General features: G+C 65.2%; 14 protein-coding genes and 1 tRNA gene. 6 read left to right on the top strand and 9 right to left on the bottom strand.

The genetic code is table 11. The annotated features are described in order from the left end of the window. Positions 1-716, bottom strand: a 716-nt coding sequence (locus Y705_RS21375; RefSeq protein WP_253908587.1) for an SLC13 family permease, incomplete at its 3' end; no start/stop codon positions are given. A gap of 129 nt (positions 717-845) precedes the next feature. Here Y705_RS21375 and Y705_RS0111530 point away from each other — a divergent pair. After that, the gene (locus tag Y705_RS0111530; protein ID WP_049822650.1) at positions 846-1547 is read left to right on the top strand and encodes a FadR/GntR family transcriptional regulator; all 702 of its coding nucleotides are present in this window, start codon (positions 846-848) and stop codon (positions 1545-1547) included. Positions 1548-1649: 102 nt separating this feature from the next. Here Y705_RS0111530 and Y705_RS0111525 read toward each other — a convergent pair whose 3' ends face one another. The 4 genes from Y705_RS0111525 to Y705_RS19360 all read right to left on the bottom strand — a co-directional run bounded on the left by Y705_RS0111525 (position 1650) and on the right by Y705_RS19360 (position 7698). Then, positions 1650-2114: an SRPBCC family protein gene (locus Y705_RS0111525; protein ID WP_026532968.1), complete on the bottom strand. Its 465-nt coding sequence runs from the start codon at positions 2112-2114 to the stop codon at positions 1650-1652. Positions 2115-2147: 33 nt separating this feature from the next. Then, positions 2148-4532: a phosphoketolase family protein gene (locus Y705_RS19365; protein ID WP_049822649.1), complete on the bottom strand. Its 2385-nt coding sequence runs from the start codon at positions 4530-4532 to the stop codon at positions 2148-2150. Between the two features lie 100 nt (positions 4533-4632). Continuing rightward, complete coding sequence (locus Y705_RS0111515; protein WP_049822648.1) at positions 4633-7125, bottom strand: ATP-dependent DNA ligase; 2493 nt, start codon at positions 7123-7125, stop codon at positions 4633-4635. Between the two features lie 69 nt (positions 7126-7194). Next, positions 7195-7698 (bottom strand): SRPBCC domain-containing protein, encoded by a 504-nt coding sequence (locus Y705_RS19360; protein ID WP_049822647.1) that lies wholly within the window; start codon positions 7696-7698, stop codon positions 7195-7197. Positions 7699-7796: 98 nt separating this feature from the next. Between Y705_RS19360 and ku the strand changes: the two genes are divergently transcribed. Then, positions 7797-8636: a non-homologous end joining protein Ku gene (gene ku / locus Y705_RS0111505; RefSeq protein WP_026532966.1), complete on the top strand. Its 840-nt coding sequence runs from the start codon at positions 7797-7799 to the stop codon at positions 8634-8636. A gap of 5 nt (positions 8637-8641) precedes the next feature. On the opposite strand, the gene nhaA is transcribed toward ku, so the two are convergent. From nhaA to Y705_RS0111490, 3 genes are all read right to left on the bottom strand, one after another. After that, positions 8642-10045, bottom strand: a complete 1404-nt coding sequence (gene nhaA / locus Y705_RS0111500; protein ID WP_026532965.1) for a Na+/H+ antiporter NhaA — start codon at positions 10043-10045, stop codon at positions 8642-8644. A gap of 152 nt (positions 10046-10197) precedes the next feature. Next, a complete protein-coding gene (locus Y705_RS0111495) occupies positions 10198-10866 on the bottom strand; it encodes a haloacid dehalogenase type II (RefSeq protein ID WP_026532964.1) in 669 nt (222 codons plus the stop codon). Next, positions 10867-11115 carry a DUF2630 family protein gene (locus Y705_RS0111490; RefSeq protein ID WP_026532963.1) on the bottom strand — a complete coding sequence of 83 codons (249 nt, stop codon included), beginning with the start codon at positions 11113-11115 and terminating at the stop codon, positions 10867-10869. Between the two features lie 175 nt (positions 11116-11290). Here Y705_RS0111490 and Y705_RS0111485 point away from each other — a divergent pair. The 3 genes from Y705_RS0111485 (at position 11291) to pstS (ending at position 13375) form a co-directional block, all read left to right on the top strand. Beyond that, positions 11291-11367, top strand: a tRNA-Val gene (locus Y705_RS0111485). A gap of 65 nt (positions 11368-11432) precedes the next feature. After that, a complete protein-coding gene (locus Y705_RS0111480; protein ID WP_026532962.1) occupies positions 11433-12230 on the top strand; it encodes an SDR family oxidoreductase in 798 nt (265 codons plus the stop codon). A gap of 62 nt (positions 12231-12292) precedes the next feature. After that, positions 12293-13375: a phosphate ABC transporter substrate-binding protein PstS gene (pstS, locus tag Y705_RS0111475; RefSeq protein WP_155850045.1), complete on the top strand. Its 1083-nt coding sequence runs from the start codon at positions 12293-12295 to the stop codon at positions 13373-13375. A gap of 8 nt (positions 13376-13383) precedes the next feature. Here the strand turns inward: pstS and Y705_RS0111470 are convergent, their stop codons facing one another. Further along, complete coding sequence (locus Y705_RS0111470; protein WP_026532960.1) at positions 13384-13944, bottom strand: SRPBCC family protein; 561 nt, start codon at positions 13942-13944, stop codon at positions 13384-13386. A 215-nt stretch (positions 13945-14159) separates the two neighbouring features. Between Y705_RS0111470 and Y705_RS0111465 the strand changes: the two genes are divergently transcribed. Then, positions 14160-14639 (top strand): Dps family protein, encoded by a 480-nt coding sequence (locus Y705_RS0111465; protein ID WP_026532959.1) that lies wholly within the window; start codon positions 14160-14162, stop codon positions 14637-14639. Positions 14640-14712: the final 73 nt, after the last annotated feature.

The raw sequence follows: 14712 nt of genomic DNA, 5'->3' as shown, positions 1-14712 counted from the left end.
CCGTAGGTGCCGCTGCCGGAGCCCTTGAAGGTCACGTCCGCCGCTCGGGCGCCGGCGCTCAGATTCATGCGTGCTTCAGCGGCTTCCTCCACGAAGTGCCCGATGCGGCTGGAAAGCAGTTTGCGTCCGCCCAGCACGATGAACAGGGCGACGGCGATCAGCAGGTTGAAGATGAAGCTGGCGAGGAAGATGGCCAGGGGGCTCGACTCGAAGCCGGTGTCGGCCACGATGCCGTTGACGATGACGCCGTAGACGGCGATCGGCGAGAAGCCGCCGGCCTGCGCTCCATGCACCACCATCATGCCCATGAGGAGCGGACTGATCTTGTGGCGCGCGGCGAAACCGAGTGCCACGGGCGCCATGATGGCGACTGCCGCCGGGCCGAGCGCGCCCACCGCGGTGATGGCGGCGGTGATGAAGAACATCACCCAGGGAATCAGCGCCACGCGGTTACGGACCAGCTTCACGGCGCCCTGGACCAGCAGGTCGATGGTCCCGTTGTTCTGCGCGATGGCGAAGAGGTACGTGACGCCGACGAGCGTGAGGAAGAGCCCGCCGGGGAATTCGGCGATGATGTCATCGGTCTCCATCCCCAGGACCACGGCCCCGAGCAGGAAAGCGCCGACAAAGGCAAGGGCACCCATATTGATGGGCAGCAGCGTGGCGATCAGGAACATCGCCGCAAGGATGGTGATCGAGAGCAATGGAGCGGACATCTTTATCCTCCAGCGGACAGTCGTGGCATGTGAGGTGGATTACAGGCTCACTGGCCTAGACTGTAGGAGAATGCAGTTGCTTGTCAATTAGTTCCCCGCTCTGTTACCCCGACCAGCCTGGAGGCCTTCATGACGGATCCACCAGTCCCCGGAGCACTGGGACGGCTTGCGCGCCCCCGGCTGTACGAGCAGCTCGTCGAGCAACTGCTCCGTCACATCGAATCCTCGAAGCTCGTACCGGGTGATTTGCTGCCCGCCGAACGGGAACTGGCGGAGCGGCTCGGGGTCTCGCGTGCCACGCTTGCGCAGGCCCTCGTTGCGCTGGAAGTCCTCGGCGTCATCGACGTCCAGCACGGAACCGGAGCGGTGCTGCGCCACCGGCCGAGCATCGCCGCGGTGATCAAGGGTCTGCGCGAGCACCAGAGTCGGCTTCCGGACATCGTGGAGGCCCGCAGCACCCTCGAGGTGCGGCTCGCCTCCCTTGCCGCCGAACGGCGGACCGGGCAGGATCTGTCAGCGATCGACGCCGCCCTCGCGGCCATGCAGGCGGAGATCGACGACGGCGACCGCGGCGCGCATGGCGACGAGATGTTCCACCAGTCGGTGACGACCGCGGCCCATTCACCCGTGATGGCACAGCTGATGGCCTTCATCGGTGAGATGGTACTGGAGACGCGCCTCGAATCGCTTGCGCAGCCCGGCCGGCCGGAACAATCCCTTGAATCACACCGTGCTATCGCCGCGGCGATCCGCCGGCAGGACCCGCGCGCGGCAGCCGGCGCCATGCAGAAGCACATCGAGCTCGTGTCCGACGTGGCGCTGCTGAAGTAGGCGCCGGCCGGGCAGCGCCGCTCGGATTGCGGATCGCGCGCCAGAGCGCGACGGCCGCACCGGTTTTATCCAGTGCGGCCGCCGCCGTTCCGTTCGCGGGTCCTACTTCTCGGAAACCGCTGACGCGAGGTTCCCCAGTGATGCGTCGAGGTCCTCGACGGACACCTCGGGGAAGGACAGCTTTTTCAGGATTTCCTTGTCCGTGACATGCGTCCAGTCATAGGTGACCGACACCTCGGTGGAGTCGGGGCCGGCGGGCTGCAGCTCCCAGACCCACTGCCAGCCCGGCGGGACTTCCCCGGCCGGAGCGGTCTTCCACGCGAGGAGCTTGTTCGGATCGTAGCCCACCACGTGGTTGTCGGTCTGATAGTCGCCCCCCATCTTCTCCCAGTGCTGGTTCATGGTGAACTTCTGGCCGACGGCGGTGATGCGGTCCGACTTGTCATCCGACTGCACCATTCCCGAGCCGTCGAGCGCGGCGTGGTGGGCGGGGTTGGAAAGGATGGTGAAAATCGCGTCCGCTGGGGCGTCGATGGTCCGGCTTGCGGTGATGCTTGTTTCAGTCATAGGGCGTTCTCCTTCTGGTTGTGGTGACATTCTTTACTTCGCGTCATCCGGCGAAGATTCATTCAGCGTCCACCCGGTGATCGACTCGAGATCCGTGCCGGCGTCCCGGGTGTACTGCCATGCCCGCTGCCGCTGGTCCTGGAGGTCCTGCCGCAGCTGCGCCTGGGTCGGGCTGAGGGAAGGCACCCGGTCGATCACGTCCATGGCGAGCTGGAACCGGTCGATCTGGTTCAGCATCGCCATATCGAACGGCGTCGTCGTCGTGCCTTCCTCCTTATATCCCCGAACGTGCAGGTTCGCGTGGTTGTTCCTCCGGTAGGTCAGGCGATGGATCAGCCAGGGATACCCGTGGTAGGCGAAGACCACCGGTCCGGTGGTGGTGAAGAGGGTGTCGAAGTCCCGCGCCGAGAGTCCATGGGGATGCTCCGACTCGTCCTGGAGGCGCATCAGGTCCACCACGTTCACCACCCGGATCTTCAGTCCGGGGACGCTCTTCTTCAGCAGGCCCGCGGCCGCCACCGCCTCGAGCGTCGGCACGTCACCGGCACACCCGAGGACGACGTCGGGCTCCAGCCCCGGCTCCTCGCTTCCCGCGAAGTCGAGGATCCCGATGCCGCGCTGAACGTGAAGCCTTGCTTCCTCCGGGCCGAGCCACGTCGGCGTGGGCTGCTTCCCGGTGACGATCACGTTGATGGTGTCCCGGGTCTTCATGCAGTGCTCGGTGACGGCAAGCATGGTGTTGGCATCGGGCGGCAGGTAGACCCGGATGACGTCGGCTTTCTTGTTCACCACGTGGTCGATGAAACCGGGGTCCTGGTGCGAGAAGCCATTATGGTCCTGCTGCCACACATGACTGGACAGCAGGTAGTTGAACGACGCGATGGGCCGCCGCCAGGACAGCTCCTGGTGCACTTTGAGCCACTTCGCGTACTGGTTGAACATCGAGTCGACGATGTGGACGAACGCCTCATAGCAGTTGAAGACACCGTGGCGCCCGGTCAGCAGGTAGCCCTCGAGCCAGCCCTGGCACAGATGCTCGCTGAGGACCTCCATCACGCGACCGGACCGCGCAAGGTGTTCATCGACGTCCTCGATGCGCGGCTCCCACACTTTGTCCGTGACGTCGTAGACGGCGGACAGCCGGTTCGACGCCGTCTCGTCCGGGCCGAACAGCCGGAAGTTCGTCGGGTTCGCCGCGATGACGTCCCGGAGATACCCTCCCACGGTCTCCATGGGGCTCACCTTTTCGGACCCGGGGCTCGACACCTGCACAGCATGATCCTCGTAGGCGGGCAGCAGAAGGTCCCGCAGCAGCCAGCCACCGTTGGCATACGGGGTAGCGCTCATCCTCAGCGTGCCCTCCGGCGCCTGCCGCGCAATGTCGGAGCGCAGCTCGCCATTCTCGGTGAACAGCTCGTCGGGACGGTAGGAGCGCATCCACTCCTCGAGCTGGTGCAGGTGCTCCTCATCGGTATGGATCCCGGTCAGCGGCACCTGATGGGCACGCCAGGTGCCCTCGGTCTGCTTGCCGTCCACCGCGGCCGGGCCGGTCCAGCCCTTCGGCGAGCGGAGCACGATCATGGGCCAGCGCGCAGCCGCAGCGTCCGCTCCCGCCGGGGCGATGCGCGCCTGCTCCTGGATGGTGTGGATATCCTCGATGCACGAGTCGAGGGCCGCGGCGAAGTCCTGGTGGGCCGCCTCGGTTGCTGCCGGATCCGTGACACTGACGAAGTGCGGCTCATACCCGTACCCGGACATCAGCTGCCGCAGCTGCTCCTCCGGCATGCGGGAGAGCACCGTGGGATTGGCGATCTTGTAGCCGTTGAGGTGCAGGATCGGGAGCACTGCGCCGTCGACCGCCGGGTCCAGGAAGCTGTTCGAGTGCCAACTCGCGGCCAGCGGCCCGGTTTCCGCCTCCCCGTCCCCCACCACTGCCGCAGCGATCAGGTTCGGATTGTCGAAGACCGCCCCATACGCGTGGGCGAGCGTGTAGCCGAGCTCGCCGCCCTCGTGGATGGAGCCGGGCGTCTCGGGTGCCGCGTGCGACGGGACTCCCCCGGGGTAGCTGAACTGCCGGAAGAGCTCCTTCAACCCCGCTTCATCCTTGCCGACGTGGCTGTACACCTCGGAGTAGGTGCCCTCGAGCCACGCGTTGGCGACGTTCGCCGGTCCACCGTGGCCCGGCCCTGTCACGAAGAGCATTTCCTGGCGGCGCTCGATGATGACGCGGTTGAGGTGCGCGTAGACGAAGTTGAGGCCGGGCGTGGTGCCCCAGTGGCCGAGCAGCCGGGCCTTCACGTCGGCACCCTCGAGCGGCCTTCGCAGCAGGGGATTGTCCCGCAGGTAGATCTGCCCCACTGAGACGTAATTGGCCGCACGCCACCAGGCATCGAGCCCGGAAATGTCCAGATCGGTCATTGCGCTCCTCCGTTGTTGGTGCCGTACCCCCGCTGATTAAGCACGTATGGCTGCTTCAAACCGTTTGAAGGCGCCTTTTGTGCTTAATCAACTGGGGGTCCTACAGTTCGACGACGACGTCGGACGGCCTCTTGTCCGGCCGCCACCCACGCCACACGGGATGGCGGAGCCGTCCACCACCTGTGCGGCCGCTGTACTGCACCTCCCCGACCAGTGCGGGCCGGACCCAGTGCGCATCGGCGGCATCGGCGCCCGGCACATCACTCAGCGGCGGCGTCTTGCGGGCCATCTTCTTGAGCCTGGCACCGACATCGGCGAGCTCGCGGTCCGTAAGGCCGGAGCCCACCCGCCCCAGGTATCGAAGGTCGACGCCGTCGGGCACCGCAACCAGCAATGAACCGACCTTCGACGCCCGGTTTCCCCTGCCCGGACGCCATCCCACCACCACTACCTCCTGGGTGTGCTGGTGCTTGATCTTCACCCAGCTCGGGGAGCGTGCCCCCGGCGTGTAGTCGCTGGTGAGCCGCTTGGCCAGAATCCCTTCAAGACCCAGCTCCCTGCTGGCCTCGACGGCTTCCTCGAGGGTGGCGTCAAGGGCGGGCGGTACCTGCACATGGGAATCCGGAGCCTCATCCACTGCTTTTCGAAGGATCTCCCGGCGCTGGCAGTAGTCGAGCCCGGTGAGGTCCGTGCCCTCGAACGCCAGCAGATCGAACAGCAGGAAGCGTACCGGCGTCTGCTGCGTTGCCGCCTCGATGTCGGCCGGATCGGTCAGCTTCAGACGTGTCTGGAGGAGGCCGAAATCAGGCCGGCCCACCTTGTTGAGCGTCACGATCTCGCCGTCGAGCACTGCCGTTTCGGCGCTGACAAACCCGGCAAGGTCGCCGAGCTCGGGATAGAGCAGCGTCATGTCATTGCCGTTACGGCTTGTCAGCTGCACGGCATCTCCATTCACGGTTGCAATGGCACGAACCCCGTCCCATTTCATCTCGTACGCCCAATCCTCCGGGTCGGGAATCGCCTGCGCGGAGCCGAGCGTCGCGAGCATCGGTTGAATGAAGGAGGCTCCAGCAGCAGCCCCGGCGGGCACCGGGTCGGTGGGCAGGGAAGGGTTCCGGTCCGGATCCCGAGCCTGCGACGCAACCGGCGCCTCCTGGCCTTCCGGCTGCTCCTTCATGAGATGGATCAGCCAGTTCTTGTCACTCCCGGGCTTCCCGGAGGACCCGGTATGAATGAGCGCGAAGCGGCGCGTCGCTGAGCCGCTGCGCTCCAACCCGCCATCCGCGCGCCCGTGCACGGTGCAGATCACCTCCTTGCCGTCGCGCCATTTCTCGAGCTCATATGTGCCGGCATCCCAGATGCTCACTTCGCCGGAGCCGTATTCCCCTTTGGGAATGTTTCCCTCGAAGGACCCGTAGTCGAGCGGGTGGTCCTCGGTCTGGACTGCGAGGTGGTTCTTGTCCGGTGCTGTAGGCGGCCCTTTCGGCAGCGCCCACGACACCAGCACGCCGTCGTGTTCGAGGCGGAAGTCGTAGTGGAGCCGGCGCGCATGGTGCTCCTGGATGACGAAGCTGTTGCCGCCCGGTGCGCCAACCGTTCTCGGGACAGGCTCAGGGGTCTTCGCCGGGTCCCGCATGGAGCGGTACTTCGAGAGACGGTCTTCCTGGGACGGAGCCGCCTGAACCGTCCCGGATGATCGCGGCGCCGTGTCCGCAAAAACATCCCCGAGCTCTTTCACCCGCAGCATCACCGTGCGGTAGTCGAGCTGCTGCAGGTCGGGATCGTCGAGTTCCTCCCATGTCCGCGGTGCGGCCACCAGCGGCAGGAAGCGGCCGCGGAGCGAGTACGGGGCCACGGTGGTCTTGTTGCTGTTGTTCTGGCTCCAGTCCACCAGCACACGGCCCGTGCGTCGGGCCTTCTTCATGTCGCTCACGGCGAGTCCCGGATGGTCCGCCTCCAGGGCACGCGCCAGTTCATGCGCCACGGCGGACACCCCTTCGGAGGACTGCCTGCCGTCGAGGGCGCAGTACAGGTGGATTCCCTTGGATCCGCTGGTGACCGGGCGGGGTTCCAGGCCCATGCCCTGCAGGATCCCGCGGGCGAGCCGTGCCACCTCGGCGCACTCCGCCAGACCCGCACCATTCCCTGGGTCGAGGTCGAGAACCAGCCGGTCCGGGTTGCACTGCTCCCCCTGCGCCCCGAAACGCCACTGGGGAACATGGAGCTCGATGGCTGCGATCTGCGCCAGCCAGGTCAGGGTGGCAGCGTCATTGAGCATCGGGTAGACGTTGGTGTGGTCTTTGTGTTCGATCGCGTGACGCTGCACCCAGTCGGGAGCGCTGGCATCAATATTCTTCTGGAAGAATACTTCGCCCGGCCTTTCGGGCGTACCCACGCCGTGGACCCACCGCTTCCGAGTGACGGGCCTGTCCCTCGCGGAGTGGATCAGCTGGTTCGAGACCGCGGCGTAGTAGGCCAGGACATCGGCCTTGGTGGTCCCGGTTTCCGGATAGAGCACCTTGTCGAGGCTGGTGAGCCTCAGCGTCCGGCCGTCCACGCGCACACTCTGCGCTGGAGAACCCGGGGTGGCCATGACCCTAGTCTTGCCCGGATGGGTGGGGAATTCCAGTCCTGATAAGCAGGCTTACTACTTGACGGGGAATCAGTCGGAGAACTGCGCACGGTAGCGGTCCACGTAAACCTGCCAGAGCGCCGGATCCTGCCCGAGGTCCCGCTCATTGAGGAAATCGTCCAGCCCCGAGAGGGTGAGGTGCCACCCTGCCGCCATGGTGCCGAGGTGGGCAGGATTTCCCGCGATGATGGACAGCACCAGTCGGCAGCCGTTGTTCTCGGCCCGGTTCAATTCCCAGCGAAGCGTCTCCTTCTCCCAGGTGAAGGAGAGGAGCGACGGCTTCTCGGCCTCGAGGACAATCCCGTGCAGCGGCCGCTGGTCGGCATAGGTGAAGCTCACCTCGGTGTCCCTGCGGGGCTGGATATCCATCTCGCAGGGGAACCAGTACTTCAGCTTTTCCGGCTCGGTCAGGTGCTTCCACAGCTTCGCCGGCGGGTAGGCGAAGGGGTACTCGAGCGTGAGCACCGTGGCGCCGTCGTCGTTGATCGTCTTGCTGACTGTAGGTTCTACGGGTTCTGGGGTCTCGGAAGTCACTTTGCAAGTCTAAGCGGCAGGGGTGCGGCCGGGGTTGCCGGGCCGCTCTGGTGCAGGTCCACCGGCCTGGTGTTCACTTGGAGCATGGAAACCGAGTCATGAGAGCCATCTGGAAGGGTGCCGTCGCCTTCGGCCTGGTCAACGTGCCGGTCAAGGTCTACAGCGCCACCGAGGATCACGATATTGCGCTGCATCAGGTCCACGACAAGGACGGCGGCCGCATCCGCTACCAGCGGCGCTGCGAGATCTGCGGCGAGATCGTCGACTTCAAGCACATCGACAAGGCGTACGACGACGGCGAGCGCACCGTGGTACTCACTGACGACGACCTGGCCTCGCTACCCGTCGAAAAAAGCCGCGAGATCGAGGTGGTGGAGTTCGTGCCGAGCGCGCAGATCGATCCGATCATGTTCGACCGTTCCTATTTCCTTGAGCCGGATTCCACTTCCACCAAGGCCTATGTCCTGCTCCGCAAGACACTCGAGGAGACCGACCGCACGGCCGTGGTGCAGTTCTCGCTGCGTCAGAAGAGCCGGCTTGCGGCCCTCCGGGTCCGCGGTGATGTCCTGATGCTCCAGACCCTGCTCTGGAATGACGAGGTGCGTGATGCCTCTTTCCCCGCGCTCGAGGAGAAGGTGCGCATCTCCGCGAAGGAGAAGGAGATGTCCGCAGCCCTTGTCGAATCCTTCTCGACCGATTTCGATCCCGAGAATTTCAGTGACGACTACCAGGTCCAGTTGCGCACCCTCATCGACGCCAAGATCGAGAAGGGCGACACCCTCGACACCGAGGAGACGTTCGGCGGGGAATCGGGCGACGATGACGGCGACAACGTGCTCGACCTCATGGAAGCATTACGCCGCAGCGTCGAGAAGAACCGCGAGAGGAAGGCCGCAGCGAAGAAGTCCGACGGCACCTCCAAGAAAAAGGGTGCGTGATCGTTCTAGCCATTCCGCTCGAAGACGTCGGGAACACCGTCACTGTCGGCGTCGATCTTCTCGCGTTCCTCGATCCTCCGATACTGCCTGTTGCGGGTCCGCAGCACCACTGCGGCGGCAAGGGCGGCAAGAAGCGAGCCGGCGAGGATAGCCACCTTGGCATGATCGTCCTCGGGGGTCCCCTGGCCGAAGCCGAGCTCGCTGATCAGCAGCGACACGGTGAAACCGACGCCGGCCAGCATGGCGACACCGAGGATGTCCACCCATCCGAGATCCGGATCGAGGTTGGCCTTGTTCGTCTTGGTGACGAGCCACGTGGCCAGCAGGATTCCGACCGGCTTGCCGATGACGAGCGCCACCATGATGCCCACGGCGATGGGGTCGGTGACGGCACTGACGAAGCCCTCCGCCCCACCGATCGCGACGCCCGCCGAGAAGAAGGCAAAGATGGGAACCGCGACGCCCGCCGAGATGGGCCTGATGCGGTGTTCCATGGTGTCTGCCAGGCCTTCGGGGTCGACGTCGTGCGCCTGTGCAAGGTCATCCGACACCGACCTGTCGACGTCCTGCAGCGTCTTCTTCGGCGGCAGCACCGGAATCGCGAAACCCAGCAGGACGCCGGCCACCGTCGCGTGGACACCCGAGGCATGGACCAGCGCCCACACGGCGAAGCCGATGGGTAGCAGGATCACCCAGGGCGCCCACACCCGGCGCTGGAAGAACCCGGGGAACTTCTGGGCGAGAAATGCGTAGGCGGCGAGCGGCAGAACCGCCAGCAGCAACGGGGTGGGTGCAATATCGCTCGAGTAGAAGAAGGCGATGATGCTGATCGCCAGGAGGTCGTCCACCACGGCGAGTGTCAGGAGGAAGATCCGCAGCGAACTGGGCAGGTGTGAGCCGACGACGGCGAGCACGGCCACCGCGAAAGCGATGTCGGTGGCGGTCGGAATGGCCCAGCCGCGCAGGGCCTCGGGGCCGGCCGTGAAGGTTATGGCCACGTAGACGAGGGCGGGAACGACGACGCCGCCGACTGCCGCGGCCACGGGAACAACGGCGCGGTCGAATTTCCGAAGGTCTCCGGCAACGAACTCGCGCTTGAGCTCCAGTCCTGCGAGGAAAAAGAAAATTGCCAGCAGCCCGTCAGCGGCCCACGCGCCGACACTGAGTTCGAGGTGCCACGGTTCATAGCCGAACCGGTAGTCCCGTACGGCGAAGTAACCGTCGGCGGCCGGCGAGTTGGCGAGGATCAGTGCTGCGACAGTGGCCAGCAGCAGCAGCGCGCCGCCCACAGTTTCCTTGCGGAGGATCGAGGTAATCCTCAGGTGCTCCGGATAAGTGCTCCTGGTGAAGATGCGCTTTCCGTTCGCATCGGCGGGCTGGTGCTCCGGCAGTGAAGGTGGGTGTGCCACGGGGATTCCTTTGGTCGGGCTCGCTCGAATAGCGCCGACCAGTCTTCCCGGCTCACCAGTACTCATCCTAACTGGGTCTGTCCGCCTTGATCGGCTCCCGTCCCTTCCAACGTCTTCCCGTCCGGCGCCCGGAACAGCCTGATGGGTTCCTGCTACACGGTGAGCTGCGCGGCGATTTCCCTGCAGTGCTGCACTGTTCCATCCGGTGCCGTCGAGTACGCCGGAAAGTCGGCGCCGTTCCGGTTGAGCCAGACGGTTCGCATTCCGGCACGCGCCGCACCATCGATATCCCAGGGGTGAACCGCGACCAGGGCGATTTCAGCCAGGGGTGTCGAGCAGATCTCCGCCGCATATTCGTAGGCCGAGGCCGCCGGTTTCCACAGGGGCGCATCCTCGACCGAGAGTACTTCCTCGAAATGGCTGAGCAATCCGGCCCTCTCCAACAACGACGTCGCCGTGCCCGCCGCGCCGTTCGTCAGGGCGGCCACCCGTATCCCGCGCTCGGCCAGTGCGGTCAGGCCGTCGGCCACGTCCGGGTGCACGGGAAGTTGCTGGAAAGCGTCGAGAACGTGGCCGACGGCATCGTCGAGGTTCCGGTTCAACGGCTCTGATGCGAGGACCCGCCGAAGTGATCCCTCGGCGAGTTCGGCGAATTGCGGGTTGACGCCCGCGGCGGTCAGGGCGAACCCGTCCCGCAGGAGCGAGGCGAACCACAGTGACGCGGTTCCCGGCGGGGCGCCCACCTCCTCGAAGTGCTGCGCCATGCCCTCCATATTGGAAAGCGTCTCATTGACATCGAAGAGAACGAGTGAGCACTTCATCTACTGGCGGTAGCTCTCGACCTGGCTGATCGGCCGCGCGTCGGCATCCGCCGGATTCTCGCCCGCGTCGGCTTTGGCACGACGCTGACGGAGCAGGTCCCAGCACTGGTCGAGGTCTTCCTCGACACGCTTCAGCCTCGCTCCGGAATCCGGATCCGTTCCGCCGCCGTCGGCCGGGGAACCCCCACGAAGCTCATGCTCTTCCTTGACCAGCGCCTGGATGCGCTGGAGGATGTCCTGGTTGTCCACGTCGTCTCCTCCGGTTTTCCCTGGCTAGCGTTCCATTTCTCAGGCTACCCACGCCGGACCCCGGTGGCCAGCAGGTTTTCGTCCGTCGCGGTGGTACCGGACCGCATCCGGATGCGGATTTTCGGGCAGAATTGGGCAGTCGCGCCGAATGCCCTAAGCTATGGGAGAACCATTTGCCTGTGTAGCTCAGTCTGGTAGAGCATCCGCTTCACACGCGGAAGGCCCGGGGATCGAGGCCCCGCGCAGGCACCACTCTTGTTAGTTCTCCTTCCTTTTTCCCCTTGCCATACCCTCCGACGGCCGCCAAGGATGAAGGTATGGACTTTTCCCCGAACACCGCAATCGTCACAGGATCCGACTCAGGGATCGGCCGCGCTACGGCGCTTGCCCTCGCCGACGCCGGGTGCGACGTCGGCATCACCTGGCACTCGGACTCCGACGGCGCCGAGGAGACGGCGCGCCTGGTCCGCGAGCGCGGGCAGAAGGCGGTCGTGGCGCAACTCGACACCACTGACGCCCCCGCATGCGGAGATGTGATCGATCAGCTAGCGAAGGAGCTGGGCGGCGTCGACATCTTCGTCAACAACGCGGGAGTCAACGGCGGCACCCTGTTCATGGACACGGACTGGGACACCTGGCGCGGCACCATGGCGGCGAACCTTGACGGCGCCTTCGTCTGTATCCAGCGGGCGGCGCGCCATATGCTCGACGCCGGCAAGGGCGGCCGGATCATTGCGGTGACCAGCGTGCACCAGGAGCAGCCGCGCGTAGGATCCGCCGCCTACGACGCGTCGAAACACGGGCTCGGCGGCCTGGTCCGGACCATCGCCCTCGAACTCGGCGATCGGGGAATCACGGCCAACGCCGTCCTTCCGGGCGAGATCTCCACGCCCATGAACGACGCCGGCGACCAGGATCCCCGCGAAGTGGACCGTCCCGGCATCCCCGTGGGCAGGCCGGGTGATGCTCGGGAGGTAGCCGCCGTCATCGCCTTCCTCGCCTCTCCCGCATCGAGCTACGTCAACGGAGCATCCTTCGTGGTGGATGGCGGCATGCTGCAGATGGGTCCGCAGGCAGGGTCGCATTTGCAGAACGGGGACTGGCGCACCCTGTAAACCGCGCACCCTGTACCGTTGATCGAGTGAAATCAGCGAGAATCCGGTCTTTAGGTGCCGGCATGGCAATCCTGGCCCTTGGTCTTACCGGGTGTGGGTCGGACTACCCGTTGGGTCCCGAGCAGGAAGCGGCTGCCCGCAATGCGGACTCGAACCTGCGGGGCGCCATCACCGGCTCGGGTTCGTCTGCCTTGGGGCCGGCCATGAATGCGTGGCGCGCGGAGTTTTCCACGATTCACCCGCGCGCGCAGGTGCAGTACTCTCCGGACGGCTCCGGCGCGGGCCGCGGCGCGCTGCTGGCCGGCGCGGTGACTTTCGCAGGCTCCGATGCCGCTCTCGACGACGAAGAGCTGGCAGAGTCGACGGAAGTGTGCGGCCCGGGTGGTGCCTTCAACATTCCTGCCTACGTTTCCCCCATCAGCATCGCCTTCAACCTGCCGGGCATTACCGAACTCAACCTCGACGCTGCGACGATCGCCCGCATTTTCCGGGGTGAGATCACCACCTGGGACGATCCCGCCATTGCCGCCCAGAACGAGGGCGTGGACCTGCCCGCCACCAGGATCTCTCCGGTGAGCAGGTCTGACGATTCGGGGACCACCGAGAACTTCACCGACTACCTCTCCGCCGTGGTTCCGGAAATCTGGACCGACGAGGCCGACGGCACGTGGCCCGGCTCGCTCTCCAATGAAAATGCCAAGGGGAACGCGGGGGTGGTCAGCACCGTCTCCAGCACCGAGGGCGCCGTGACCTATGCCGACGATTCCGCCGTCGGCCCTCCCCTCGGGAAGGCGAACCTGCTGGTCGGTGACGAATACGTGGCGGTCAGCGGGGAGGCTGCGGCTGCCGCCGTCGACGTCGCCGCTGTGGTGCCAGGGCGGGAAGAGTACGACATTGCGCTGGACCTCGATCGGACCACCACTGCCGACGGTGTGTATCCGCTGGTCCTCGTGTCCTACCTCGTGTTCTGCTCGCGCTACGAGAACGAGCAGACCGCCGAGGTGGTGAAGGCCTTCGGTACCTACGCGGTGAGCAGTGAGGGCCAGGCGACCGCGGCGGAGGCCGCGAAAAGCGCACCTATCTCGCCGGGCCTCTCGCAGCGCGCCACCGAGGCCATCGAAACCATCGAAGTCGGAGACGTGTAACTCTCCTGTCAGCTGCCCGGGGTGCCCATCCGTGGTCCGCCCGAGTCGGGATCATTCAGGGAGCTGTCGGGCAGGGTGCCGTTGGCCGGTTCGGCTTCCCCGACAACCCCCGACGGGGGTGCACTGACGTCCCCGCGCCACGCACCGCTTTCGCCGCCGCTCTTCTCGATGAACTCCTTGAACCGCTTGAGGTCTCCCTTGACCTGCGCGGCGTCCGCATTCACCACGGCGCCGATCTTTTCAGTGAAGGTCTCGGGGTGCCAGTCGATCTGCACCATGAGGCGTGTGGTGCTTTCGTCGAGCCGGTGGAAGGTCACCACTCCGGCGTGCGATTCACCGTCGGTGCTCTTCCACGCCACGCGCTCGTCCGGGTGCTGCTCGGTGATCTCGGCGTCGAACTCCCGCCGAACGCCGCCGATGCTCGTGACCCAGTGTGTCCGGGTGTCCGAGGTCTGGGTGATCGACTCCACCCCGCTCATGAACCTGGGGAAAGTTTCGAACTGGGTCCATTGGTTGTACGCAGTGCTCACCGGCACTGCAACATCGATCGATTCCTGAACCTTCGCCATGAATTTGCTCCTTCGTCGGAACTTCGGCCCTCAGGTTCATCACCGAAAATGGTCACGAACCGATAAAACCGTAAGCTCACTTAGATTATGCAGATCGGTTGGATTTGGCCAACACACGGGTCTAGGGTGAAAAGTGGTCCGCGGCTTCCCCTGTCGATGTTTTCCGTCGATCCCTCGTCGCCGCAGCAGGCACTTTTCCTACCACTGGAGGATCCATGAAAGCTTCACCCACCCTCACGAACAATATGCAGGCAGTCCTGGTCGACCTCATCGAGCTGCACCTCCAGGGCAAGCAGGCCCACTGGAACGTGGTGGGCAAGAACTTCCGTGACATGCACCTGCAGCTTGACGAGATCATCGACGACGCCCGGTTGTTCGCCGACCAGTTGGCTGAACGCATGCGTGCTCTCCACGCCGTCCCCGACGGGCGCAGTACGGCCGTCGCCAAGGGCACTTCGCTCAACGAGTTCCCCGCGGGGCTGGTCTCGACGCAGGACACCGTCACCCTGGTGGTGCGGATGCTGAACGCAGCCGTCAAGACCATGCGCGACGTCCACGACCAGATCGACGAGGAAGATCCGACCACCGCTGACATCCTCCACGGTTTCATCGAGAAACTGGAGCAGTACGCATGGATGGTCGACGCGGAGAACATGACGCCGACCGCCAACGTCACGGAACCTGCGGCCGTCTAGCTCAAGACCTTCCGGAAACAGCCAAAAACGTGTGTCCTCATCTGTCGGCCAGATGAGGACACACGTTTTGGCG

The sequence above is a fragment of the Arthrobacter sp. H41 genome, assembly GCF_000520535.1.
Lineage (GTDB): Bacteria > Actinomycetota > Actinomycetes > Actinomycetales > Micrococcaceae > Arthrobacter_D.
The sequence above is the reverse complement of the archived record's forward strand: the minus strand, read 5'-3'. Positions and strand labels throughout refer to the sequence as shown.

Coding starts and splice junctions, on each gene's coding strand:
- Y705_RS0111530 (WP_049822650.1), top strand. CDS start 846: ATGACGGATCCACCAGTCCCCGGAGCACTGGGACGGCTTGCGCGCCCC.
- Y705_RS0111525 (WP_026532968.1), bottom strand. CDS start 2,114: ATGACTGAAACAAGCATCACCGCAAGCCGGACCATCGACGCCCCAGCG.
- Y705_RS19365 (WP_049822649.1), bottom strand. CDS start 4,532: ATGACCGATCTGGACATTTCCGGGCTCGATGCCTGGTGGCGTGCGGCC.
- Y705_RS0111515 (WP_049822648.1), bottom strand. CDS start 7,125: ATGGCCACCCCGGGTTCTCCAGCGCAGAGTGTGCGCGTGGACGGCCGG.
- ku (WP_026532966.1), top strand. CDS start 7,797: ATGAGAGCCATCTGGAAGGGTGCCGTCGCCTTCGGCCTGGTCAACGTG.
- Y705_RS0111495 (WP_026532964.1), bottom strand. CDS start 10,866: ATGAAGTGCTCACTCGTTCTCTTCGATGTCAATGAGACGCTTTCCAAT.
- Y705_RS0111480 (WP_026532962.1), top strand. CDS start 11,433: ATGGACTTTTCCCCGAACACCGCAATCGTCACAGGATCCGACTCAGGG.
- pstS (WP_155850045.1), top strand. CDS start 12,293: ATGGCAATCCTGGCCCTTGGTCTTACCGGGTGTGGGTCGGACTACCCG.
- Y705_RS0111470 (WP_026532960.1), bottom strand. CDS start 13,944: ATGGCGAAGGTTCAGGAATCGATCGATGTTGCAGTGCCGGTGAGCACT.
- Y705_RS0111465 (WP_026532959.1), top strand. CDS start 14,160: ATGAAAGCTTCACCCACCCTCACGAACAATATGCAGGCAGTCCTGGTC.